Genomic DNA, 20,356 nt, shown 5'->3' with positions numbered 1-20,356 from the left:
CTATCGTGCCGGATAGGTCATGGGTGCGCAAGAACCGAGCAATGTCGAGATGTCGGTGGCGGCGGTGTCGAGGGCAGCCTGCGCTTCCTTCTCGCCGGCGAGGTAGGACGACAGCTCGCGCACCAGTATGTCGGTCATCTCGGCCGATTGCGGCAGCGTCGCCTTCGGCACCGCATGCTCGTTGGCCTCCATCGATGCCTTGGCGTAGGGCAGCTTCTGCACCTCCGCCGAGGCGTAGACATCGGGCCGGCCGGAAGCGCCGCCATTGAGATGCTGCTCGAGCTGGCGGTCATAGCCCATCATCCACTGGACGAAGAGGAAGGCGGCTTGCTGGTTCTTCGAATAGACCGGGATGAGATAGGTCCAACCCTCGACCTGGCCGATCTTGCCGCCGTCGCCTTGCGGCACCAGATCGAAGCCGACCTTGCCGACGACGGTGGAAGCCGTCGTGTCGACCGACACAGCATAGGTGGCGTCATTCCACATGATCAGCTCGGCGACCTTGGCCTGCTGCATCAGCGCCATGACGTCATCCCAGAAATAGTTGAGGCTGTCCGGCGGCGAGAATTGCAGCAGGCTCTTGTAATATTCGAGCGAGGCGACAGCCTTGGGGCTGTTGACGATGACCGGGCCGCAGGCCGAGCCGCTCTTCACGTCGAGCACGTCGCCGCCGAAGGAATAGAGGAAGTTGAGCCACTCATACCACAGCGCCTCGTGGCGCTTGCCCTGCAGGGCGGTGCCGTAAAAGCCCTGGTCGGGGCGATAGAACCATTCGGCGATATCGCGATACTGCTTCCAGTCCTTTGCAGGCGCCAGGTCGTAGCCGTACTTGGCCTTGAAGCCGGCCTGCTCCTTGGGATCGGCGAGCAGGTCCGAGCGATACCACATGAACATGTTGAGCACGGTGAAGGGGAAGCCGTACTCCTTGCCGTCATACCAGGAGATTTCGTGCCAGGCGGTCTGGTAGAGTTGCTTCTCCGGCTCGAACGTCGGATCGCGCAAAGCCGGGTCGGCCATCATCTTGGCGATTTCCACCAGATGGTTGTTGGTGGCGAACTTGCCGAGTTCGCGGTGCGGCTGGATGATGACGTCGTAGCGGCCGCGATGCGAATTGAGATCGAGCTGCACCTTGTTGACGGCTTCCGAGTGCTCATACATCTCGACTTCGACATGGATGCCGGTCTGCTTTTCGAACTCCGGCGCCATCTTCTTCAGCGCTTCGAGCGGCGGCAGCGCCTCGCCGACCATGCGGATGGTCTGGCCGCTGTAAGGCTTCGACGCCTCCGTCAGGTCCCACGCCGCAGCCTGTGTGATTTGCCACATAAGGGCGGCGACGACGAGCAGTCCGGATGCGGTACTCCCACGTCTCAGCGGCTTGAGCATTCTTCCCTCTCCCTAGAAGTCGTGCCTGGCGGGCCGGCGCCCGTTCTGTCACAAAATGTGTGGTACTGCAATTTAAAATGTGGCACCTTGCAACAAATGGTTGGGAGATGTTAACGACCGGCAGCAAGCCGGCATTCCCGACCCAGGCGAGGGACCTTTCGGATGGACTTCATCTTCATGCTGACTCGAAACGATCGCACGGTCGAGGACTGTCTCGACCTCGTCGACCTGATCGAGCCGGTCGGCCTGAAGCATGTAGGCTTCAAGGATGTTGGCGTTTCGCCGGATGTGCTGCGAAGGCTCGCCGGCGCCATTCGCCGGACAGGCGCTACCACTTACATGGAAGTTGTCTCGACGACGGCCGAGGCCTGCCTCAATTCCGCGCGCATCGCGAGGGATCTCGGCATCCAACGCTTGCTCGGCGGCACCCAGGTCGATGAGATCATGGCGCTGCTGGAAGGGAGCGACACCGAATACTACCCTTTTCCGGGTCGGCCGGTCGGCCATCCGACCAAGCTCGGCGGCTCCCCCGGAGATGTCGAGGCCGACTGCCGCACCTTTGCCGAGAAGGGCTGTGCGGGATGCGACATCCTCGCCTATCGAGCCACCGAGGCCGACCCGGCCGAACTGGTTCGCGCCGCCCGACGCGGGCTTGGTCCGACGCGGCATCTGATCGTCGCCGGCGCCGTTGCCTCGGCCGATCGGATCAAGGCAATCAAGCAGGCCGGCGCAGACGCTTTTACCATTGGCACAGCGGTTTTCGACGGTTCCTATTCGCCGACGAAAGGTTCTATCCTCTCGCAACTGCGGGATGTCCTCGCGGATTGCGAGCGTGTCTAATGCCAGTCATCGGCATCGATCTCGGCACACAAAGCCTGAAGGCGATCGTCGTCGATGACGAATTGCGGCTGCGTGGCGAGGCCAGTGTGCTTTATCAACCGGCCTTCCCGGCGCCGGGATGGGCCGAACAGAACCCGGCGCTGTGGCTGGCTGCGCTCAAGCCGGCCATTGCCGGCGCGCTCGACAAGGCTGGGCTTGCACCGTCCGACATCAAAGGCATTGCCATTGCCGGTCAGCTCGACGGCTGCGTCGCGGTCGACGGCAGTGGTGAGGCACTGGCGCCGTGCATCATCTGGATAGACCGGCGCGCATCGGGAGAGATCGCGGGCATAGATCCCGGTTTCATCCGCGAGCGCACCGGTCTCGTCCTCGACGCCACCCATATGGCGGCGAAAATCCGCTGGGCAGCGCGCAACCTGCCCGAAGCGCGCCGCGTGGCGCTCTGGCACCAGCCGGTTTCGTTCGTGGTCGCTGCGCTGTGCGGTCGTGCCGTCATCGACCACGCACTTGCCTCGACGACCATGCTCTATGGGCTGAAGGAGCGCGACTATGCCAGCGATCTGCTCGCGGCCTTCGACATCGATGCGGATAGGCTGCCCGGCATCGACGATGCATCGGCGGTCGCCGGCGCCTTGACTGCGGCCGGCGCCGGACTGACCGGCCTGCCGGTGGGGATGCCGCTGGCAGTCGGTACCGGCGATGATTTTTCCGCCGCCATCGGCGCCGGCGTTGTCGTGCCCGGTGTCGTTGCCTGCAATCTCGGCACGGCCGAAGTGGTCGGTGCAGTGTCCGACACGCTTCGCCTCGATCCCGGCGGCCTGGTCGAGACGCATGGTTTTCTCGGTGACCGCTATTTCGTCTCCAATCCCGGATGGCTCTCGGGCGGCGCGGTAACCTGGTTTCTATCCACCTTTGGTGTCGATTCGCCGGCGGCGATGTCGGAGCTGGCGGCGACGGTGGTTGCCGGCAGCGATGACCTGCTGTTCCTGCCGGCATTGTCCGGCGCTATGGCGCCGCGCTGGATCGCCGAGGCGCGAGGCGCATTCTACGGGCTCACATCCTTCCACGGCAAAGCGGCCTGCGCCCGCGCAGTGCTGGAAGGCTGCGCGTTCGCCATGCGCGACGTGGTCGACCGGCTGGACGAGCTTGGCATCGCCACAGGGCGCATCAGGCTTTCCGGCGGCGGCGCCCGCAGTCGGGTGTGGGCGCATATTCGCGCCGATGTCAGCGGCAGGCCGGTGGAAATCGCCGACGCCGCCGATGCCTCGCCGATCGGTGCGGCAATCCTTGCCGCCACAGCCATCGGCCTTTCCTCCTCGGTGCAGCAGGCGACCGAAAGGCTGAGCGGCGGCATCGAGACGATCGATCCCAATCCTTCGGCCAAGGCCGCCTACGAAAGAGGTTACCGCCGGTATCGGACCCTGTTCGATGCCTTGACCCCCCTTTATGCTGACTGATTGGACGGCATCCCGATGTCCAGACAAATGCTCGATCGCCTCATCGCCGGTACCCTGCCTGACCCGGATAGCGAGGGGATGCTGTCGGTGCCTCTGAAGACCATCGTCATCGGGCGCGGTCTCGGCGACGAGGCCGATGCGCTGGTCAAGCCGCTGCCGCTCGGCCGCAAGCTCGCCGTGGTGATGGATCCCGACACCCGCCTGGCGCTGGGCGAGAGGGTGTCGATTGCGCTGCGCGGCTCGAGCGATGTCGACAAGATCATCCTGCCGCGCCATCCGCATCCGGACATGGACGCCGTGCGGTCGGTGATCGCCCGCACGCAGAATGCCAGCGGCCTGGTTGCGGTCGGATCGGGCTCGATCAACGACATCACCAAATATGCCGCGCATCTGACCCAAAAACCTTATGCGGTGTTCGGCACCGCGCCGTCTATGAACGGCTACACCTCTGTGTCAGCGGCAATCACCGAGGACGGTCTCAAGAAATCGCTGACGGCGAGCCTGCCGGTGGGCGTATTCCTCGATCTCGATGTGATGGCGCGGGCGCCGCACCGGCTGATCGCCGCCGGCTTCGGCGATTCGATGGCGCGGCCGACCGCCCAGACCGACTGGCTGATGGCGCATCTTTTGATCGGCACGCCCTACAGACAGGCGCCGTTCATGCTTCTGGCCGAAGACGAGAAGGCACTCATCGCCAAGGCCGGCGACCTCAGGACAGGCGACCTTGAGGCAATGGAAGTGCTGGTGCGCACGCTGGTCATGTCCGGCCTCGGCATGACACTGTGCGGTGGCTCTTATCCGGCCAGCCAGGGCGAACATCTGATCGCCCACTATATCGACATGCGGGGCAAGGGATTGCCCGAGGCGCATCACGGCGAACACATAGCCGTGACGACGTTGACGATGGCGCGGCTGCAGGAGCGGGTGTTGGCATTGCCGGAACTGCAGCTTGCGCCGTCCGCCGATACACCGGACCGTTTCATCGAGATCTTTGGCGAAACCCTCGGACGCTCCTGCTGGGCAGCGTTCAAGCCCAAGCTGCTCGACCATGAGCGGGCGACTGCCCTCAACACCATGCTGACCGAGCAATGGCGTTCGTATCGCGAAAGGCTTTCCCGCGTGGCCCGCCCGGCGCGTGAGATCGCAGCAGCACTGCGTGCCGCCGGCGCGCCGACGACGCCGCAGGAGGTCGCCATACCGGCTGCCTTCTACGAAGAGGCGGTCGCCAATGCCCGGCTGATACGCGACAGGTTTACGATGCTCGATGTCGCCGCCGCTTCGCTCGAAACGGTCGCGGCGGGAGCCTGAGCGGGTGCTGCGTCCGCTCGCCGACTTCACCGCCCTGGACCGGCGCAGGATCGCCGTCGTGCTGACCGATATCGACGACACCTTGACCGATAAGGGACGGCTGCCGGCAAAGGCCTATGCGGCACTGGAGCGGCTGAAGCAGGCCGGATTCATCGTCGCGCCTGTCACCGGCCGGCCGGCCGGCTGGTGCGACCTGATCGCGCGGCAATGGCCGGTGGATGGCGTGATCGGTGAAAACGGCGCGTTCTATTTTCGCTACGACGACGCCCAAAAGCGGATTGTTCGCCACTACGCCAAAAGCGCTGCCGAACGGCAGGCCGATGCCGCGCGCCTCAAGGAGATCGAGCAGACCGTGCTTGCGGAAATTCCGGGCGCGGCGGTCGCTGCCGACCAGGCCTATCGTGAGGCCGATCTGGCGATCGATTTCTGCGAGGACGTGGCGCCGCTGCCCAAAACCGAGGTGCTGAAGATCGTCGGCATCTTCCAGCGCTATGGCGCGACGGCGAAAATTTCGTCGATCCATGTCAATGGCTGGTTCGGCAAATACGACAAACTGTCGACAAGCCGGCTATTCTTGCGCGACTGTTTTGGTATAGACATAGACCACGACAAGGACAGCATTGTCTTCGTCGGCGATAGTCCAAACGATGCACCAATGTTCGGCTTCTTCCCCAACAGCGTCGGCGTCGCTAATGTGCTGGACTTCGCCGGCGAACTTCTTGCGTCTCCCGCCTTCGTCACAAGCGGGCGAGGTGCGGAAGGATTTGCCGAGCTTGCCGACGCACTGATTGCTGCAAAGGGAATGGAATAGTCATGGATCAAGGCCGACTGACGAAGAAGGAGCGGCACGCGCTTATCCTTTCGGAAGTGCGCCGGTCGGCGTCCATACGCATCTCCAAGCTCGCCCGGCGAATCGGCGTCGCCGGCGAGACCATCCGCCGCGATCTCATCGAACTCGGTGATGCCGGGCTGATCAACCGCACTTATGGCGGCGCGACGATCTCGCTGGTGACGTCCGAACCGGTGATTTCCGAGCGCGGCCTGACACTTGTCGAGGAGCGCGCTCGCATCGGCCGCGGCGCGGCGGGCCTGGTTCAGAAGGGCCAGATCGTGATGATCGATGGCGGTTCGACTACCTATGAGGTGGCGCGCAACCTTTCGCAGTTGAAGCGCGACCTGACTATCATCACCAATTCTACCGGCGTGGCCTCGGTAGCCGGCGCCAATCCGACCTTCCGCGTGCTGCTTTGCCCCGGGACCTATGACAGCCGGGAAGGCAGCGTGCTTGGCGAAGACACAGTCGAGTTCGTGCGCCGCTACAATGCCGACGTCGCCATCATCGGGGCGTCGGGACTAAGTGCCGACGGTCCGAGCGACATGATCTCGGGCGCCGCGGCAGTCAAGCGCGCAATGATATCGCGTTCACTGTCCGCGGTGCTGGTGGTGACCCACGACAAGTTCGGCCGCTCCAGCCTGGAACGCATCTGCGGACTTGACGACATTGCCGATATCGTCACCGACAGCGAACCGAAGGCCGACCTGCGCACTGCCGCCGAACAAGCGGGTACGGAGCTGCATGTGTTTGCCGGCGACTGATCAGCAACTGCCGCGGCCTATCCGGCGGCATCCCGGTTGGTCAGCGCGATGTGGCAGCAGCCGGAGCCGTGGCCCGGCGTCCAGGTGACATTGTCGAAGCGCACGCCCGTCGCCTCGAACAGGCCGCGGTCGAAAGCGCCGGCGATGCGGCAGAGCGTGGCAAGCTTTTCGTCACCGACGCCGGCCTCGACCCAGGCGTCTTTCAGTGGACAACGCTTCACCTTGAAGGCGATGTGGTCCGGCCCGCGCTCGACATCGGTCGGATACATCAGGCCGCCATCCGGGCTGACAGCCAGGAACGCTTCGCCGATGGCCGGTGCGTCGTTGGGTCCGAAGCGGCCAAAGGCCGCCGCCGCCACTTCCTTGCCGCGCTGTTCAATGGTGCGGATCATGATCGCCTCGGCCTTCTCCGCGCCAAGTTCGCCAGTCAGCTCGTCGAGAAACAAACGGTAGAGATCGGCGCGGTTGCGGAAGGCGGAATCGAGTTCTCGCGAGAGTTTTTCAGCTCTGGCTTCTGGGTCGGTCATGGTACCTGCCTGCTGCTTCTGTTCAATCTTGGCGCCGCCACCACCAGCGCCTTGCCGATTGCCGATTGCGGCGCGTCGATGACGGCGCGGGCATCGCCGCCCTCGGCGATCCGCCCGGCGTCGAGAAGGACGACGCGATGGGCGATGGCACGGACCACGCCGAGATCATGCGAAATGAAGAGATAAGCGATCCGTTCCCTGGCTTGCAGGTCAAGCAGCAGCTCGAGGATTTGCCCGCGCACCGAAACGTCGAGCGCCGACACCGCCTCGTCGAGCACGATCAGCGACGGGTTTGTGGCGATGGCGCGGGCAATCGCCACACGCTGACGCTGGCCGCCTGAGATTTCGTGGATGGCGCGCGGGGCGAGATCGACTGCCAGCCCAACGCGCTCAAGCAAGGCAGCGATGCGGGCCGGCCGCTCGGTGCGAGAAGCTATGCCATGAATGCGCAAGGGGTCGTCAAGCACGCGCGCCACCGTGGCGCGCGGGTTGAAGGCGGAAAGCGGATCCTGGAACACCATCTGCAGGCGAGCGCGGCGCGCGCGCAAGGCCGTACCACTCAGGGCCAGGAAGTCATCGCCTTCGAACTGGACGCTTCCGGCATCGGGTTCGATCAATCGTAGCACCAGCCGCGCAATTGTCGACTTGCCGCTGCCGGAGGGGCCGGCCAGCGCCAGCGTTTCGCCGGGTTCGATGGCAAAGGAGACGCCGTCGACGGCGGCGATGGTCTTGCCGCCGCGGCGATAGCGCTTGGTGAGGTCGCGGACGGCGAGCAGGCTCATGCCGGCGTCCGTCGCAGCAGCGGCGATGCGTCGAGGCCAAGATGGGCGTCGAGCAGTGCACGCGTGTAGGCCTGGCGCGGGGCGGTGACGATTTGCTCCGTCGCGCCGATCTCGACCAGTTCGCCATGCCGGAACACAGCGATGCGCTCGGCAAGCTCGGCGGCAAGTGCGATGTCGTGGCTGATGAACAGCAGCGTCATGCCGTCCTCTGCCACCAGTTGCCGAATGAGGCTGACGATCTCGGCTTGTACGATGGTGTCGAGCGCGCTGGTCGCCTCGTCGGCGATCAGCAGTTTCGGTCCGGCGGCAATCGCGGCGGCAATCGCGACACGCTGTTTCTGGCCGCCGGAGAGCTGATGCGGGAAGGCGCGCATGGCCGAGTCCGGGTCGGGCAGGCGAACACGTTGAAGCAGGTGCTTTGCCTTGGCATAGGCCTGCGGCCAGTTGAGGCCGAGATGGGTGCGGGCGACTTCGGCGATCTGTTTGCCGATGGTCATGACTGGATCGAGGCTGGCGGAGGGGTCCTGGAAGACGAAGCCGATATCGCGGCCGGGGAGGGGACTTGCGCCGGATAGGGCGCGTTCTGTCGCGCCCCCCTCTGTCCTGCCGGACATCTCCCCCACAAGGGGGGAGATTGCATTGTCGCTTCCGTTTTCGCCAATCTCCAACGCTGCAGACCGAGAGCCGGCGGCGGAGGAGCTGCCAATCTCCCCCCTTGTGGGGGAGATGTCCGGCAGGACAGAGGGGGGCGCGAAGGAATGAGAAGATTCCGATATGTACCAATCGATGCGCCCATCAACCCTGACTGACCCCGGCAACAGCCCCGCAATCGCCAGCGCCAGCGTGCTCTTGCCCGAACCGCTTTCGCCGATGATCGCCAGCCGCTCGCCTGCGACGACATCAAAGCTTATCCCCTTCAGCGCCGTCACCTTGTTGCCATCGTGGCGATAACGCACCGACAAATCGCGTATCTCAGCCAGCGCGGTCACGACAGGCTTCTCCTCACGGCCGTCGTCTCGACCACGCCTTCGCCGGCGAGGTAGACGCCGAGCACGGTCAGCACGAGTGCCACGCCCGGGACGATCGACAGGAAGGGTGCGGTGCGCAGAACGGTGCGGCCCTCGGCGATCATACCGCCCCAGGTGACGCGGTTGGGGTCGCCGAGGCCGAGGAAAGACAGTGCTGCTTCGGTGAGGATCGCGGCGGCGACGATCACCGAGGACAACGCCAGCACCGGCGGCAGAGCGTTGGGCAGCACTTCGCGGAAAGCGATCGCAAGCGGATGCATGCCGATGACGCGGGCGCCGGCGACGTAGTCGCGCTCGCGGATCGACAGCACTTCGGCGCGCGCCACACGCGCCGGTCCGGTCCAGGCGCCAAGCGCGATGGCCGCGACGACGATGCCGAGCGAGGGGCCGACGACGCTGACGAAGGCCAGCGCCAGCAGGAAACTCGGCACGGTCTGGAAAGCATCGGTGATGCGCATCAGCACCTCATCGACGAAGCCACCGGCAAAGCCGGCCAGCGTGCCGACAACCGCACCGATGAAGAGCGCGGCTGCTGCTGCTGCCAGCCCAACCGCCAGCGAGGTGCGGGCGCCGTGGAAAAGCTCGGCCAGCACATCGCGGCCGAGCCGGTCGGTGCCGAGCGGCAGCGACCAGTCCTTGAACGGCGGCAGCAGCGCCGGTCCGGCAATCGCCTGTGGGTCGCCGGGGAACAGCAGCGACGCAAACAGTGCCATGGCGAACAGCAGCGCCAGGATGATCGCGCCGGCGACCGCTTCCGGCCGGCGCAGGAGCCGACTGAGCGGGCTCACGCGCCGGCCTCGCTGGCGCCGACGCGCGGGTCGAGGAAGGCGTAGGCGATGTCGACGGCAAGGTTGATGGCGATGACCAGCACAGCGCTGGTGAGGATGATGCCGAGCAGCAGCGGCGTGTCACGCGATGCCACCGCCTCCTGTGCCAGCCGGCCGAGACCGGGCACGGCAAAGACGCTTTCGATGACGACGCTGCCGCCCAGCATCTGCGCCGATTGCAGACCGAGCATGGTGATGAGCGGCAGCAGTGCGTTGCGGGCGACATGGGCAAGCACGACGCGGCGCCGTGACAATCCTCTGGCGCGGGCAGCGAGGACAAAATCCTGCCGCCAGGCCTCCGCCATGCCGGCGCGCATCATGCGCAGATAGAGCGCGAGATAGATGAAGCCGAGGGCGGAAACTGGCAGCACGAGATGGACGGCGATGTCTGCGGCGCGGGCGAGCCCGGTCTTGTCCGAGGCCAGGCTCTCGATGCCGCCGATCGGCAACCAACGCAGGTCGACGGCGAAGATCACGATCAGCACCAGGCCGAGCCAGAATCCCGGCACGGCATAGAGTGCGAGCGAGCCGATGGACAGGAAGCGGTCGCGAAAGCTGCCGGGTCTGGCGCCGGCATAGATGCCGAGCGCCGAGCCCAGACCGAAGGAGAGCGCGGTGGCGCTGACCATCAGGAGCAGTGTCGTCGGCAAGCGCTCGAGGATGATGTCGCGGATCGGCCTGGAGAAGGTTACGGACTGGCCGAGGTCGAGATGCAGCAGCGCCCAGAGATAGTTGGCCAGCCGCGTCAGCTCCGACTGGTCGAGGCCCCAGCGATGGCGCAGCAATTCGATCATGCCGGCGTCGCCGCCAGTCGAGACAATGTAGGCATCGACGGCGTCGCCAGGCGCGGCTTCGAGCAAAAGGAAAGTGCCGATGACGACGATCAATAGTACGAAGATGCTGCCGACGAGGCGACGGCGGATGAGGGTGAGGGCGCGGGTCATAGGGAAAAGGGGTCGCGCGCAGGCATCTGAAGTTGCGCTCTACGGCGCCCCCCTCTGTCCTGCCGGACATCTCCCCCACGAGGAGGGAGATCAGCTGTCATCGCTGCCTTCGCCAATCTCCAACGCTGCAGGACTGAGCGGGCGGCGAAAACTGCCAATCTCCCCCCTTGTGGGGGAGATGTCCGGCAGGACAGAGGGGGGCGCGAAGGAACTCTCATCCCTGATGATGAACATTCGTCCAAACGATGCGCAAGCATCCCATGCGGATCGTGCTAACCCGCCAGATACGTGTCCGCCCAGTTCGAAACCGCCCAGCGCGGGTTGTTGGCGATGTTGCCGACCGTATCGCGCGCAACGCTGATGAAACTCCATTCGGCGACGTTGATCAGCGGCAGGTCGGCGGCCACCTCCTTCTGGAATTCCTTGTACAGATCGGTGCGTGCCGTGGTGTCGAGCGTCTCGGATGCCTTGGCGATCAGCGCGTCGAGCGCGGCGTTCTTGTAGCCACCCTGGTTGGAGAACGGCACGCCGTCGGGAATGCCGCTCTGGACCAGAATGGTGGTCGAGATCGCCGGGTCGCCGCGGAACACCGGCGGGCCGACGGCGAGGTCGAAGGCGTGGTCGGTGTAGACTGCCTTGATGTGCGCTGCGGAGTCGTTGTTGACGATCTCGGCGTCGATGCCGATGGCTGCCAGCGCCTGGCGCAGATAGTCGCCGAACTGTTTTGTCTCGTTGAAGTAGGGCGCCGGCAAAAGCCTCAGCGCAAAGCGCTTGCCGTCATCGGCCCTGGTATAGCCGGCGGCATCCAGCAAGGCGTTGGCCTTGGCGACGTCGAATGGATAGGTCGGCACGTCGGCTGTGTAGAATTGCGGATCGTTCTTCGGCACCGGGCCGGTGGCGGTGGCGGCATAGCCGAGGAACACCGTCTTGACGACGAAATCCTTGTCGATGGCATGCGCGATCGCCTGCCGCACGTTCAAATCGGCCAGTTCCTTGCGGCGATGGTTGATCTCGACGACGAGCTGATAGGTCAGCCCCTCATAGCCCTTGGAGATGACCTTCAGGCCGGGCACCTTGGAGATGCGGTCGAGGTCGGCCAGCGGCACGGCGGAGAAGGCGGCGAGCTGGATCTCTTCGGCCTCGAGCGCAGCTGCAGCCGAGGTGCGGTCGGGCAGCACCTGATAGATGATCTCGTCGAGATAGGGCTCGTCCTTGCCCCAGTAGTCCGCATTCCTGGTCAGCTTGTAATATTGGCCGGCCTTGTACTCGCCGAACTTGAACGGCCCGGTGCCGATGGGCGCGTTGTTGGCCGGGTTGTCCTCGATCTTGCCGACCTCGTAAATGTGCTTCGGCACCACGCTCGACAACGCCGGCAGCGCGTTGCGGATGAGCTGGAACGGCGTCGGCTTGGCGAATTTGAACACGGCGGTGAGATCGTCGGGGGTGTCGACGCTGGCCAGATCCTTGAACACGGTGCGGCCGAGATTCTGCAGCGGCTTCCAGATCTGGAGCGCCGAGAAGGCGACGTCGGCCGAGGTGAACGGCTTGCCGTCATGCCATTTGACGCCGTCGCGCAGTTTGAACGTCACTGAGAGCCCGTCGGCGGCACCTTCCCAGGAGAGCGCAAGGCGCGGCTCGAGCCCGTCCTTGCCGTCGAACGAGGCTTCGGCCAGCGTTTCGACGATCTTGCTGGAGATGAAGAAGACGCCGTTGGAGGCGACGATCGCCGGATTGAGGTTGCGCGGTTCGGAATCGGCGGCGAGCACGAGGCGGCCGCCCTTCTTCGGTGTCTGCGCCCAGCCAATCGCCGGCATGGCGGTGGAGGCCAGCAGCAAGGCTGATCCCGAAAGCAACGTGCGCCTGGAAATGGTGAAATCTGACATGATCGAACTCCGTCCTCTCCGCGACCCAATTGGGCGCGCCCCTTGATGCCGGCGGCCCCGCCAGCATCCTTGCGGCGATTATGGCCCTTGCCAAGGGTTTCGCCAGAGACGGAATTGGCGCATCCTTGCTTGGCTTTGAAATTTTCGTCCGCTGGACCAGTTTTAGAGGTGGCCTTCCATTCTGATATTCTGGTAGGACCAGAATTGCCTTGATGTGCATCAATGACGACTTGGTGACCGCCTGCTGAAGCAATTTGACCTGTTTCTGGCTGGACCAGAGTGGACAAAATGGTGCAGATTTGACCGACAGCCAAGGGATCGGGCGCAGCGCGACCGGCGATCCCGGACAATTCAGGGAGGGAGAGATGAACATTGCCCCGGGCAAGAATGCCGTCAGCAATATCCCGTTCGACCAGGCGAGAGTCGACCGGCTGATGGAAGAGGCCGGCATCGAAGTTCTGCTGGCGACCTCCAAACACAACACGCAATACCTGCTCGGCGGCTACAAGTTCATCTTCTTTGCCGCCATGGATGCGATCGGCCACAGCCGCTATCTGCCTGTCGTTGTCTATGAGAAGGGCGGGCCGGACCATGCCGCCTATATCGGCAACCGCATGGAAGGCGCCGAGCACCAGAACAACCCGTTCTGGACGCCGACGCTGCACGCTGCCTGCTGGGGCACCCTCGACGCCGCCAATCTTGCGGTCGAGCACGTGCGCAAGATCGGCAAGGCAGGCGCCCGCATTGGCATCGAACCGGCTTTCCTGCCATCGGATGCCTATGCGTTGATCCGCAAGGCGCTGCCGGATGCCAAGCTTGTCGACGCGACCGACATGCTGGAGCGCATGCGCGCCATCAAGACCGATGCTGAGCTGGAAAAACTGCGCATCGCCTCCGAGCTGATCACCGATTCCATGCTGGCAACCATCCAGTGGGCGCGCGAAGGCACGACCAAGGCCGAAATGATCGAGCAGTTGCGGCGCGAGGAAACCAATCGCGGCGCGCATTTCGAATATTGCCTGCTGACGCTGGGCGCCAGCCACAACCGCGCCGCCTCACCGCAAGCGTGGAAGAAGGGCGAGGTGCTGTCGATCGATTCCGGCGGCAACTATCACGGCTATATTGGTGACCTCTGCCGCATGGGTATTCTGGGCGAACCGGATGCCGAGCTGGAAGATCTGCTGGCCGAGGTAGAGACGGTACAGCAGGCGGCATTCTCCAAGGTCAAGGCAGGCACAATCGGCGGTGACATGATTTCGCATGCGGAGGGCGTGCTGAAGGCGTCGAAGGTCGCGCCCTACACCGATTTCTTCGCCCACGGCATGGGGCTGATCACACATGAAGCGCCGTTCCTGATGACCAACCATCCGGTGACCTACGAAGGCACCTACGCGGCCAAGCCGTTGGAGACGAACATGGTGCTGTCGGTGGAGACGACCATGCTTCATCCGACGCGAGGGTTCATCAAGCTGGAGGATACGCTGGCGGTGACGGATGCGGGGTATGTGATGTTTGGGGATAGGGCGAGAGGCTGGAACAGGGGTGGGTGAGCAGCCGGTTCGCGAAGCGAATTCATCGTGCCAGTGGCACGATGAAAGGCCGGCGATCGCCGGGACGCTGCGAAGCAGCGGGGACCGGCTGGGCAACCGTCGTACCGTCTGAAACGCTTACTTCCCGCCCGCCGGAATCAGCCTGAAATCCGGCAGTTCCCGCAGCACCAGTTCCGGCCCGGCCGGCGAGTAGACGACGAAGAGCTGCATCGGCCCGTCGCCCGTGTTCAGCGTCGAGTGGAAACGGCTTTCCGGCACATAGACGGTGCAGCCGGGCCCGACCTTGGCGACGACCGGATTGCCGTCCTCGTCCTCGACCATCTGCTCGCCATTGCCCGAGATGACGAAGATGATCTCTTCCGCGCCGGGATGATTATGGCGCGTGTGGCCCTGGCCCGGAGGCAGGTCGACGACGCCACCGGAAAAACGCTCAGCGCCATTCACTTCCGGAGCGACTGTCAACGACAGTTTCCCCCAGTCGAAGCCGAAAGCGCTGACGTCTTTCGGGTATACGAATACCTTGCTATTGTCGGCCATCTCTCATCCCTTCTTCCTGTTCGGCGTTGTCTTGCGGTCATGCAGCGTGACGGCCTTGAAATCAGCAGTCTGCCTGGCGATCGCGGCTTCCGCCGGCAGCCGTTCCATCGAGCTTGCGCCATAAAAGCCATGCAGGCCCTTGCAGCGGTCGAGGATGTAGCGGGCGTCGTCCGGCATCGAGATCGGCCCGCCATGGCAAAGCAGGATGACGTCCTTGCGAACCGAACGCGCGGCGTTGGCGATGGCGTCGATCTGGACGACGCAGTCGTCGAGCGACTTGGCCGACGTGGCGCCGATCGAGCCGCCTGTGGTCACCCCCATATGGGCGACGATGATGTCGGCGCCGGCCTTGGTCATGGCGCGGGCCTCGTCCGGGTTGAAGACATAGGGAGTGGTCAAAAGGTCGAGCTTGTGCGCCTCGGCGATCATGTCGACCTCGAGGCCGAAGCCCATGCCCGTCTCTTCAAAACTCTGGCGCATGCTGCCGTCGAACAGGCCGATGGTGGGAAAATTCTGGACACCCGAAAAGCCCATCGTCTTCAGCTCGTTTAGAAGCAGCGGCATGATGACGAAGGGATCGGTGCCGTTGACGCCGGCCAGCACCGGCGTCTTCTTCACCACCGGCAGCACCTCGTAGGCCATTTCCTTGACGATCTCGTTGGCATTGCCATAGGCCAGCAGGCCGGCGGCCGAGCCGCGCCCGGCCATGCGATAGCGGCCGGAATTGTAGATGATGATGAGGTCGATGCCGCCGGCCTCCTCGGCCTTGGCCGACAGGCCGGTACCGGCGCCGCCGCCGACGATGGGCACGCCGTCGGCGATCATCGCCTTGAACTTCTTCAGTATGTCCTTGCGCGGTATGGCGGGCATGTCTGGATCTCACTGTCTGGCGATGTCGAGGAAGGCCGCGGTTGCGGCCCTGGCAAATTCCGGGTCGTTGATATGCAACGGCAGCCGCGTCACGCGGCGCGTGGCGTTCGGCTTGATGGTGCGCTCGATAGCCTCGAACAACACTGCGTCGGCCTCCGGATCGAAAAAGGCGCCGCCCTCGATGTCGAGCGCCGAGACGCCCTTTTCCGGGATCAGAAATTGAACGGGACCCTCGCAGCGGGCGAGCCGGCCGCCGATCCATTCGCCGATGCTGCGGCATTCGTCCGCGGTGGTGCGCATCAGTGTGACGTTGGGATTGTGCTCGTAAAACAGCCGGCCCCGATATTTCTCAGGAATGGTCGGCGGCGCCCAGAAATTGACCATGTCGAGCGCGCCGACCGAACCGACATAGGGCAAGCCGGCGCGGGCGATGGCGCCGAAGCGATCCTCGGTTGCCGGCAGCACGCCGCCGAACAGCAGGTCGCAGACCTCCGTCGTGGTGATGTCGATGACGCCGGCGAGCAGGCCCGAATCGGACAGCTTCTCCATCGAGCGGCCACCGGTGCCGGTGGCGTGGAACACCATGCAGTCGTAGTCCCCGCGCAGCTGGTCGGCGATGGCTGTCACGCAAGGGGTGGTGACGCCGAACATGGTAAGCCCGAGCGCCGGCTTACCGGTTGCGGCCGGCGCCGGCTTGGCAGCCATTCCCGCGATGGCCTGCGCCGCATTGTGCAGCACTGTGCGGGAGAGCCGGTTCAGTCCCGCCATGTCGGTGACCGACGGCATCATGATGATGTCGGAGACGTCGACATAGGGTGCGGTGTCGCCTGAGGCGAGCGTCGAGACCATGACCTTGGGTAGCCCAAGCGGCAGTGCGCGCATGCCGGCAGTGATGATCGACGTGCCACCGCCGCCGCCAATGCCGATCACGCCTGAGATGTCGTCGCGCGACTGGATGAAACTGGTGAAGGCGGCGCCCATGCCGGCCACTGCCGTGCCGCGATCGTCGATGCCGAGCACGCCGCCGGCTCCAGCCGGATGATGTGCCGCGACCTCGCCGGCGGGAATATCGACCGGCACGGTGGCGCCGCGCGTGCCGATGTCGACGCGGGCTACAGGGCTGCCGGTGGCAGCAATCGCATCGGCCAGGAAGGCAAGCTCCTCGCCCTTGGTGTCGGCCGTGCCCACCACGTAGATGCGCTTCATCTGCGCCTCCCGGTGCTGGCTAGCGCATGAGAATGCAGCGCTCTACGGCGCCCCCCTCTGTCCTGCCGGACATCTCCCCCACTTGGGGGGAGATTGGCTGGCGCGGACCACAACACTTGTTCCGCAACGTTGGTAGTTGGCGAAAGCGGAGACAAAGTTCGATCTCCCCCCAAGTGGGGGAGATGTCCGGCAGGACAGAGGGGGGCGCCGTAGAGTGTCAACATAACCACTCCGAAACTGGGGAGGCCATTGCAATTTTTTGAGACGCGCGTATCGTATTGATATGAATGTCTCACGTCAACAAGCGGCAGTGAACGACGACACCAAGGAGGCTGCCGAACGCGGCCCCCGTGCCCGCACAAAACGGTTGATGCTGGAGACGGCGACAAGGCTGATGCAGGCGGGCGTCACCCCATCAGTCAGCGAAGTCGCGGAGGCGGCTGAAGTGTCGCGCGCCACCGCCTATCGCTATTTCCCGAGCCAGGCAGCCCTGGTGCATGCCGTGGTCGACGAGGGGCTGGGGCCGATCCTGACCTGGCACTCGGCCTCGAAAGATCCACAACGCCGCGTCGCCGAACTGTTCGACACCGCCATGCCGCGCATCGAGGCCTTCGAGGCGACCTTCAAGGCGGCGCTGAAACTGTCGCTCGACCAGTGGGCGCAGCGCCAGGCGGGTACGTTGGGGGGCGAACCGCAGTTCACACGCGGTCATCGCGTCGAGCTGTTGAAGGATGCCATTGCGCCGCTCAAGGGGCAGCTGCCGCCGCGCGAATTCAAGCGCCTGGCGCAGGCGCTGTCGATGATGTTCGGCGTCGAATTGCTGATCGTGCTGAAGGACATATGGGGGCTCGACAGCCGCGGCATGCGGTCGGTCGCGCAATGGGCGGCGGGCGCCCTGGTGCGCACGGCGATGGCGGAATCGATGACAGAAGCGGATGCGGTTCGGCCGGCGGCGGCGGCGACATAGCGCCAATCTGGTTCGACCAGATTTGAGCGACCACTACTGATGTTAACCAGGATGCAGGTGCCGAAACAAGGCTCTCCTATATCAAGGAGTAGGAAAATTAAGGGAAAACAGTCGGATACATGGAGAATCCGGTCATACAAGCTCCGGTAGCGATCCAAGAAAGAGCTTGACGGCTATCCAAAATTGGTAATACCAGATCAGGACAGAAAAAGCGGATCGAAAGTGAGAGCTGCGATCCATTTTCCGGCAGGGCGAGGAGGCCCGGAACCGGAAAGGCGCGATCTCGGGAGGAACTACCAGGGCCGGCTTTATCGCCGGCTCGCATGACAAGGTAGAATGCGCACAAGGGAGGAAATCATTATGCGCAAGACAATGACCAGCCTGCTTGCTGGTATCGGCTTAGTGCTTGCCTGCGGAACGTCCGTTTACGCGCAGGACAAGGAACTCACCATCTTCTGGGCGGAATGGGATCCGGCCAATTACCTGCAGGAACTCGGCAACGAGTACGAGAAGGAAACCGGCGTCAAGATCACGGTGGAAACCACGCCCTGGTCGGACTTTCAGACCAAGGCCTTCACCGAGTTCAACGCCCATGGCGACGCCTATGATATGGTCGTCGGCGACTCGCAATGGCTCGGTGCCGGCTCGACCGGCGGCCACTATGTCGACCTGACCGACTTCTTCAACAAGCACAAGGTCGGCGAAGTGATGGCACCGGCGACGGTGAAATACTACGCCGAATATCCGGGCGGCAGCAGCAAGTACTGGGCGATTCCGCTCGAAGGCGATGCCGTCGGCTGGTCCTATCGCAAGGACTGGTTCGAAGACCCCAAGGAAAAGGAAGCCTTCAAGGCCAAGTACGGCTACGATCTCGACGTGCCGAAGGATTTCAAGGCGCTGCGCGACATCGCCGAATTCTTCTACCGGCCGGATCAGAAGAAATACGGCATCGCCATCTACACCGATAATTCCTATGACGCGATGGCGATGGGCTTCGAGAACGCGCTGTTCTCGTATGGCGGCGAGCTGGGTGACTATTCGACCTACAAAGTCGATGGCATCATCAACTCCGACAAGGCGATCGCGGCGCTCGATGCCTACAAGGAACTCTACAAGTTCACGCCTCCGGGCTGGGCCAAGTCATTCTTCGTCGAGGACAACCAGGCGATCACTGAAAACCTGGCCGCGATGAGCATGAACTACTTCGCGTTCTTCCCCTCGCTGATCAACGAGGCGTCGAATCCGAACGCCAAGAACACCGGCTTCTTCGCCAATCCTCCAGGCCCCGGCGGCGACCAGTTCGCCGCGCTCGGCGGTCAGGGCATCTCCATCGTTTCCTACTCCAAGAAGCAGGAAGAGGCGACGAAGTTCCTTGAGTGGTTCATCAAGGACGAGACCCAGAAGAAGTGGGCAGCGCTCGGCGGCTACACCTGCAGCGCCGCCGTGCTCAAATCGGAGGAGTTCCAGAACGCCACGCCGTACAACAAGGCCTTCTACGAGACCATGTTCAAGGTGAAGGACTTCTGGGCGGTGCCGGAATATGCCGAACTGCTGCAGCAGCTCAACCAGCGCGTCTATCCCTACATGATCGGCGGCGAAGGCACCGCCAAGGAAACGCTGGACGCACTCGCAGCCGACTGGAACGCGACCTTCAAGAAATACGGCCGCGGTCAATAAACAATATATCTCGCGGAGGGGGTCCTTGTGCCTCCTCCGTTTTCTTTTTGTGAAACGGGAGCAGGGTCTTGGCGACCACGATGATCACCACGCTGGACAGGACCTCACGGGCCGCCGCGCGCGGCCTGAGCGACATGTCGATCCGCAATCTCTTCATCATTCCGACGATCCTGTTCCTGATCGTCTTCAACATTTTCCCGCTGATCTATTCGCTCGGCTATTCCTTCACCGATTTCCGCGCGTCGACCAACGCGCCGGCAAATTTCGTCGGGCTGCAGAATTATCGCGACCTGCTCAATGACCCCTATGTCTGGTCCAACTTCGCCATCACCGCGAAGTACGTCATCATCTCGGTCGCCGGCCAGCTGCTCGTCGGCTTCGGCGTGGCCATGCTGCTCAACCGGGATATTCCCCTCAAGGGTCTCATCACAACGCTGCTGTTGCTGCCGATGATGCTGTCGATGGCCGTCGTCGGTCTGTTCTGGAAACTGCTCTATGATCCGTCATGGGGGGTCATCAACTATGCGCTCGGCCTCGGCAATTTCGAGTGGCTGGCCGACCCCAAGATGGCGCTCTATGCGGTTGCGCTGACCGACATCTGGATGTGGTCGCCCTTCGTCATGCTGTTGTCGCTGGCCGGCCTTTCGGCGGTGCCGAAGCATCTCTACGAAGCAGCGGCGATCGACCGCGCCGGACCGTTCTACACCTTCTTCCGCATCACGCTGCCGCTGGTCGCGCCGATCCTGATGATCGCGGTCATCTTCCGCACCATGGAAGCGTTCAAGACCTTCGACCTTGCCTACATCCTGACCAGCCAGCCGACGGCCGAGCTGATCTCGATCCGGCTCTACAAGATGGCGTTCCAGGAATGGCAGACCGGGCGCTCCTGCGCGCTCGCCTACATCGTGCTGATCATGGTGCTGGCCATCACCAACATCTACGTCAAGTACCTCAACAAAGTGAAGGAGCGCTGA

The 20,356-nt window shown here is 63.6% G+C and carries 19 protein-coding genes; 9 read left to right on the top strand and 10 right to left on the bottom strand.

Annotated elements, in window-relative coordinates:
• Positions 1-1,383, bottom strand: a complete 1,383-nt coding sequence (locus AC1D1B_RS28380; RefSeq protein ID WP_477336430.1) for an ABC transporter substrate-binding protein — start codon at positions 1,381-1,383, stop codon at positions 1-3.
• 162 nt (positions 1,384-1,545) lie between these two features.
• Here AC1D1B_RS28380 and AC1D1B_RS28375 point away from each other — a divergent pair, with 162 nt between their 5' ends.
• From AC1D1B_RS28375 to AC1D1B_RS28355, 5 genes are read left to right on the top strand one after another with little or no spacing between them, the layout of a single operon-like run.
• Entirely contained in the window at positions 1,546-2,223 is a 678-nt protein-coding gene (locus AC1D1B_RS28375; RefSeq protein ID WP_477336428.1) for a 4-hydroxythreonine-4-phosphate dehydrogenase, read from the top strand.
• Positions 2,223-3,680: a xylulokinase gene (locus AC1D1B_RS28370; RefSeq protein ID WP_477336426.1), complete on the top strand. Its 1,458-nt coding sequence runs from the start codon at positions 2,223-2,225 to the stop codon at positions 3,678-3,680. The genes AC1D1B_RS28375 and AC1D1B_RS28370 overlap by 1 nt, the downstream gene beginning before the upstream one ends.
• 15 nt (positions 3,681-3,695) lie before the next feature.
• A complete protein-coding gene (locus AC1D1B_RS28365; protein ID WP_477336424.1) occupies positions 3,696-4,988 on the top strand; it encodes an iron-containing alcohol dehydrogenase in 1,293 nt (430 codons plus the stop codon).
• 7 nt (positions 4,989-4,995) lie between these two features.
• On the top strand, positions 4,996-5,799 hold the full coding sequence (locus AC1D1B_RS28360) for an HAD-IIB family hydrolase (protein WP_477336474.1): 804 nt from the start codon (positions 4,996-4,998) through the stop codon (positions 5,797-5,799).
• A 2-nt stretch (positions 5,800-5,801) separates the two neighbouring features.
• Positions 5,802-6,584: a DeoR/GlpR family DNA-binding transcription regulator gene (locus AC1D1B_RS28355; protein ID WP_181059722.1), complete on the top strand. Its 783-nt coding sequence runs from the start codon at positions 5,802-5,804 to the stop codon at positions 6,582-6,584.
• Positions 6,585-6,601: 17 nt separating this feature from the next.
• Here AC1D1B_RS28355 and AC1D1B_RS28350 read toward each other — a convergent pair whose 3' ends face one another.
• The 6 genes from AC1D1B_RS28350 to AC1D1B_RS28325 all read right to left on the bottom strand — a co-directional run bounded on the left by AC1D1B_RS28350 (position 6,602) and on the right by AC1D1B_RS28325 (position 12,575).
• Positions 6,602-7,111: an L-2-amino-thiazoline-4-carboxylic acid hydrolase gene (locus AC1D1B_RS28350; RefSeq protein ID WP_477336422.1), complete on the bottom strand. Its 510-nt coding sequence runs from the start codon at positions 7,109-7,111 to the stop codon at positions 6,602-6,604.
• Positions 7,108-7,893 carry an ATP-binding cassette domain-containing protein gene (locus AC1D1B_RS28345; RefSeq protein ID WP_477336420.1) on the bottom strand — a complete coding sequence of 262 codons (786 nt, stop codon included), beginning with the start codon at positions 7,891-7,893 and terminating at the stop codon, positions 7,108-7,110. Before AC1D1B_RS28345 ends, AC1D1B_RS28350 begins: the two co-directional genes overlap by 4 nt.
• Complete coding sequence (locus AC1D1B_RS28340; RefSeq protein ID WP_477336418.1) at positions 7,890-8,882, bottom strand: ABC transporter ATP-binding protein; 993 nt, start codon at positions 8,880-8,882, stop codon at positions 7,890-7,892. The genes AC1D1B_RS28345 and AC1D1B_RS28340 overlap by 4 nt, the downstream gene beginning before the upstream one ends.
• A complete protein-coding gene (locus AC1D1B_RS28335) occupies positions 8,879-9,709 on the bottom strand; it encodes an ABC transporter permease (protein ID WP_477336416.1) in 831 nt (276 codons plus the stop codon). The genes AC1D1B_RS28340 and AC1D1B_RS28335 overlap by 4 nt, the downstream gene beginning before the upstream one ends.
• The gene (locus AC1D1B_RS28330) at positions 9,706-10,692 is read right to left on the bottom strand and encodes an ABC transporter permease (protein WP_477336414.1); all 987 of its coding nucleotides are present in this window, start codon (positions 10,690-10,692) and stop codon (positions 9,706-9,708) included. Before AC1D1B_RS28330 ends, AC1D1B_RS28335 begins: the two co-directional genes overlap by 4 nt.
• Positions 10,693-10,964: 272 nt before the next feature.
• Positions 10,965-12,575 (bottom strand): ABC transporter substrate-binding protein, encoded by a 1,611-nt coding sequence (locus AC1D1B_RS28325; protein ID WP_477336412.1) that lies wholly within the window; start codon positions 12,573-12,575, stop codon positions 10,965-10,967.
• A 365-nt stretch (positions 12,576-12,940) separates the two neighbouring features.
• Here AC1D1B_RS28325 and AC1D1B_RS28320 point away from each other — a divergent pair, with 365 nt between their 5' ends.
• Positions 12,941-14,125 (top strand): M24 family metallopeptidase, encoded by a 1,185-nt coding sequence (locus tag AC1D1B_RS28320; RefSeq protein ID WP_477336410.1) that lies wholly within the window; start codon positions 12,941-12,943, stop codon positions 14,123-14,125.
• A 117-nt stretch (positions 14,126-14,242) separates the two neighbouring features.
• On the opposite strand, the gene AC1D1B_RS28315 is transcribed toward AC1D1B_RS28320, so the two are convergent.
• Genes AC1D1B_RS28315 through AC1D1B_RS28305 form a run of 3 tightly spaced genes read right to left on the bottom strand, consistent with a single transcriptional unit; the run spans position 14,243 to position 16,738 of the window.
• The gene (locus tag AC1D1B_RS28315) at positions 14,243-14,662 is read right to left on the bottom strand and encodes a cupin domain-containing protein (RefSeq protein ID WP_477336408.1); all 420 of its coding nucleotides are present in this window, start codon (positions 14,660-14,662) and stop codon (positions 14,243-14,245) included.
• 3 nt (positions 14,663-14,665) lie between these two features.
• Entirely contained in the window at positions 14,666-15,532 is an 867-nt protein-coding gene (locus AC1D1B_RS28310; RefSeq protein ID WP_477336406.1) for a phosphoenolpyruvate hydrolase family protein, read from the bottom strand.
• A gap of 9 nt (positions 15,533-15,541) precedes the next feature.
• Positions 15,542-16,738, bottom strand: a complete 1,197-nt coding sequence (locus AC1D1B_RS28305; protein WP_477336404.1) for a Tm-1-like ATP-binding domain-containing protein — start codon at positions 16,736-16,738, stop codon at positions 15,542-15,544.
• A 283-nt stretch (positions 16,739-17,021) separates the two neighbouring features.
• On the opposite strand from AC1D1B_RS28305, the gene AC1D1B_RS28300 reads away from it, so the two are divergent.
• The 3 genes from AC1D1B_RS28300 (at position 17,022) to AC1D1B_RS28290 (ending at position 20,356) form a co-directional block, all read left to right on the top strand.
• Positions 17,022-17,705 carry a TetR/AcrR family transcriptional regulator gene (locus tag AC1D1B_RS28300; RefSeq protein WP_477336402.1) on the top strand — a complete coding sequence of 228 codons (684 nt, stop codon included), beginning with the start codon at positions 17,022-17,024 and terminating at the stop codon, positions 17,703-17,705.
• 360 nt (positions 17,706-18,065) lie between these two features.
• Positions 18,066-19,382, top strand: a complete 1,317-nt coding sequence (locus AC1D1B_RS28295; RefSeq protein ID WP_181059689.1) for an ABC transporter substrate-binding protein — start codon at positions 18,066-18,068, stop codon at positions 19,380-19,382.
• 68 nt (positions 19,383-19,450) lie between these two features.
• Positions 19,451-20,356: a carbohydrate ABC transporter permease gene (locus AC1D1B_RS28290; RefSeq protein ID WP_181059686.1), complete on the top strand. Its 906-nt coding sequence runs from the start codon at positions 19,451-19,453 to the stop codon at positions 20,354-20,356.

The organism is Mesorhizobium sp. P2_C5_2, assembly GCF_056404535.1.
The sequence above is the reverse complement of the archived record's forward strand: the minus strand, read 5'-3'. Positions and strand labels throughout refer to the sequence as shown.

Excerpts from the sequence above, each read along its gene's own strand:
- AC1D1B_RS28315 (WP_477336408.1), bottom strand. The coding sequence starts at position 14,662 with ATGGCCGACAATAGCAAGGTATTCGTATACCCGAAAGACGTCAGCGCT.
- AC1D1B_RS28380 (WP_477336430.1), bottom strand. The coding sequence starts at position 1,383 with ATGCTCAAGCCGCTGAGACGTGGGAGTACCGCATCCGGACTGCTCGTC.
- AC1D1B_RS28295 (WP_181059689.1), top strand. The coding sequence starts at position 18,066 with ATGCGCAAGACAATGACCAGCCTGCTTGCTGGTATCGGCTTAGTGCTT.
- AC1D1B_RS28330 (WP_477336414.1), bottom strand. The coding sequence starts at position 10,692 with ATGACCCGCGCCCTCACCCTCATCCGCCGTCGCCTCGTCGGCAGCATC.
- AC1D1B_RS28365 (WP_477336424.1), top strand. The coding sequence starts at position 3,696 with ATGTCCAGACAAATGCTCGATCGCCTCATCGCCGGTACCCTGCCTGAC.
- AC1D1B_RS28310 (WP_477336406.1), bottom strand. The coding sequence starts at position 15,532 with ATGCCCGCCATACCGCGCAAGGACATACTGAAGAAGTTCAAGGCGATG.
- AC1D1B_RS28350 (WP_477336422.1), bottom strand. The coding sequence starts at position 7,111 with ATGACCGACCCAGAAGCCAGAGCTGAAAAACTCTCGCGAGAACTCGAT.
- AC1D1B_RS28370 (WP_477336426.1), top strand. The coding sequence starts at position 2,223 with ATGCCAGTCATCGGCATCGATCTCGGCACACAAAGCCTGAAGGCGATC.
- AC1D1B_RS28305 (WP_477336404.1), bottom strand. The coding sequence starts at position 16,738 with ATGAAGCGCATCTACGTGGTGGGCACGGCCGACACCAAGGGCGAGGAG.
- AC1D1B_RS28375 (WP_477336428.1), top strand. The coding sequence starts at position 1,546 with ATGGACTTCATCTTCATGCTGACTCGAAACGATCGCACGGTCGAGGAC.
- AC1D1B_RS28345 (WP_477336420.1), bottom strand. The coding sequence starts at position 7,893 with ATGAGCCTGCTCGCCGTCCGCGACCTCACCAAGCGCTATCGCCGCGGC.
- AC1D1B_RS28300 (WP_477336402.1), top strand. The coding sequence starts at position 17,022 with ATGAATGTCTCACGTCAACAAGCGGCAGTGAACGACGACACCAAGGAG.
- AC1D1B_RS28320 (WP_477336410.1), top strand. The coding sequence starts at position 12,941 with ATGAACATTGCCCCGGGCAAGAATGCCGTCAGCAATATCCCGTTCGAC.
- AC1D1B_RS28355 (WP_181059722.1), top strand. The coding sequence starts at position 5,802 with ATGGATCAAGGCCGACTGACGAAGAAGGAGCGGCACGCGCTTATCCTT.
- AC1D1B_RS28325 (WP_477336412.1), bottom strand. The coding sequence starts at position 12,575 with ATGTCAGATTTCACCATTTCCAGGCGCACGTTGCTTTCGGGATCAGCC.